The organism is Sphaerochaeta sp. S2 (assembly GCF_016406725.1).
GTDB lineage: Bacteria > Spirochaetota > Spirochaetia > Sphaerochaetales > Sphaerochaetaceae > Sphaerochaeta.
In genome coordinates, this window is record NZ_JAEKNT010000103.1 from 1 (window position 1) to 1,870 (window position 1,870).

A 1,870-nucleotide genomic window follows, 5' to 3' on the forward strand; every position below is an offset into this window, starting at 1 on the left:
CACTTATTCCTGCTTTCTCAGCAATGATATTGATGTTTGCATGGTCAAACCCTTGGCTTGCAAACTCACTGATTGCAGTCTGTAAAATCATGAGTTTCTTCTCTTCAGAGAGATTGTCGAATGTAGCCTTGGTAAGTTTTCTCTTAGTTTCTCCCATGGAATATCCTTGACACTCAGATATGGTGAGTGAGTACTCACTCACTTCTGAGTATAGCACGGTACTTCCTTAGGTCAAGAAAACTTTTTTATTGTAAGATAATAAGTTACATTTTTTTCGATTATTCAGAAATACACCACAATAGCCTTATCTATCGATACCTAAGAACCTTGTCCCCTTTACGGTTCTGTTCCTTGAGTCTACACTGTCAGAGATAGTATGTAATTACAAAAAGGAGTAAGAACATGGCAAAGGATCCAAAAGCAACGCTTGGAGTACTCGCTTCGACAAAGATTCAGCAACTGCTGATTGCTCTCTTGTTCATTTCAATGGGTATGATGGGATTCGCATCTGCCTCAGGTGCTGGTAGCCAGCTCTCTCGTGAACTTTCCAATATGTTTGGTGGGGACCGGGAACTCCTACTCTACATTCTCTCTGCCCTTGAACTATTGTGCGGAATCTTCCTCGTTGTACAATTCTTCATGAAGGGAGTCGCCGATAAGTTTGGTAAGCTTGCACTGACCATTATCCTGGTTTTCTGGCTTGCTTTGATCGTCATACTCGATATCCTGACCATCGACTTTGGTGGTTTCAGAGGGTCTGACTGGTTCTCCTGGATTGAACAAGTCGTACTGCACCTCATCGTATTGGCAAGCATAGTGCAATTGCAGAAGTGAAAATGCTTACCAAGTAACTTGTCAATACCTGTATTGATACAACCTAGCGCGAATTCACCCGTACTGATCTGGGTGTTCGCGCTCTTTTTTTTTGCTTCATAGGGACTTGTTTCTCTGGTTTACGATTCGTAATTTATTTTGTATATTATAGTTATGGATATTGACGGATTCGACGTACTACGAATGTAAAAGGAGAAAAGCATGGCATATGAAATTGCACAGCGTTTCCCAGATGAAGTATTGTACCAAGATGAAGGTCCCTTTGTTTCGCTCTATCAACCAACACATAGACGTTTTCCGGAAAACAAACAGGATCCTATTGTATTTAAGAATCTGCTTCGAACAGTAGTAACATCACTGAGCAAGAACTATGAGAAAGATATTGTCACCCAAATCATGGAGCCGTTCCAGGAGCTGGAGGAAGATACACCATTCTGGAACAACACATCAGAGGGCATTGCTGTCCTTGCAAGCAGGAACAGATGTATTGTGTATAATCTCCAGATACCTGTTAAGGAATTTGCCACAGTTGCAGACAGTTTTCACATAAAGCCTTTGATCAAAGCGTTCCAATCAACGGAAAACTATCAATTATTGGGGTTGAGCAGCACTCAATTCACGCTTTATCAAGGTGACCGTAATGGATTCTCACAAGTCACCCTACCCTCTGGTACACCTCGCACATTGGAAGAGGTGTTAGGGGATCAACTGACAGATTCTTATTTGTCACATGGTTCGTATGGAGGGACTGGAAGCCACACCATGTATCATGGACACGGGGATGCAAAGCAGGAGAGAGACAATGATACCGAAAAGTTCTTCAGGTATGTGGACCGATTCGTACTCGACCACTATTCAAAACCATCGAAACTCCCGCTGATCGTTGTTTCACTTCCAGAGTTGTTTTCCCTTTTCAAGAACCTCAGCAATAATCCGTATGTGTTGGATGAGGGTATTGAAAACGCCTATGATTCATTGGACAAGGATGCGCTAAAGGCCAAGGCCTTGGAAATTATCAAACCGATCAATCTAAGGA

General features: G+C 42.3%; 2 protein-coding genes. Both read left to right on the forward strand.

Annotated elements, in window-relative coordinates; translation table 11 throughout:
* The first annotated feature begins 402 nt into the window (after positions 1–402).
* Positions 403–834 carry a hypothetical protein gene (locus JF818_RS02965; protein ID WP_198890498.1) on the forward strand — a complete coding sequence of 144 codons (432 nt, stop codon included), beginning with the start codon at positions 403–405 and terminating at the stop codon, positions 832–834.
* A 201-nt stretch (positions 835–1,035) separates the two neighbouring features.
* Positions 1,036–1,870 (forward strand): hypothetical protein (locus JF818_RS02970; RefSeq protein ID WP_198890499.1); only part of this gene is annotated, 835 nt, incomplete at its 3' end.

Excerpts from the sequence above, each read along its gene's own strand:
- JF818_RS02965 (WP_198890498.1), top strand. The coding sequence starts at position 403 with ATGGCAAAGGATCCAAAAGCAACGCTTGGAGTACTCGCTTCGACAAAG.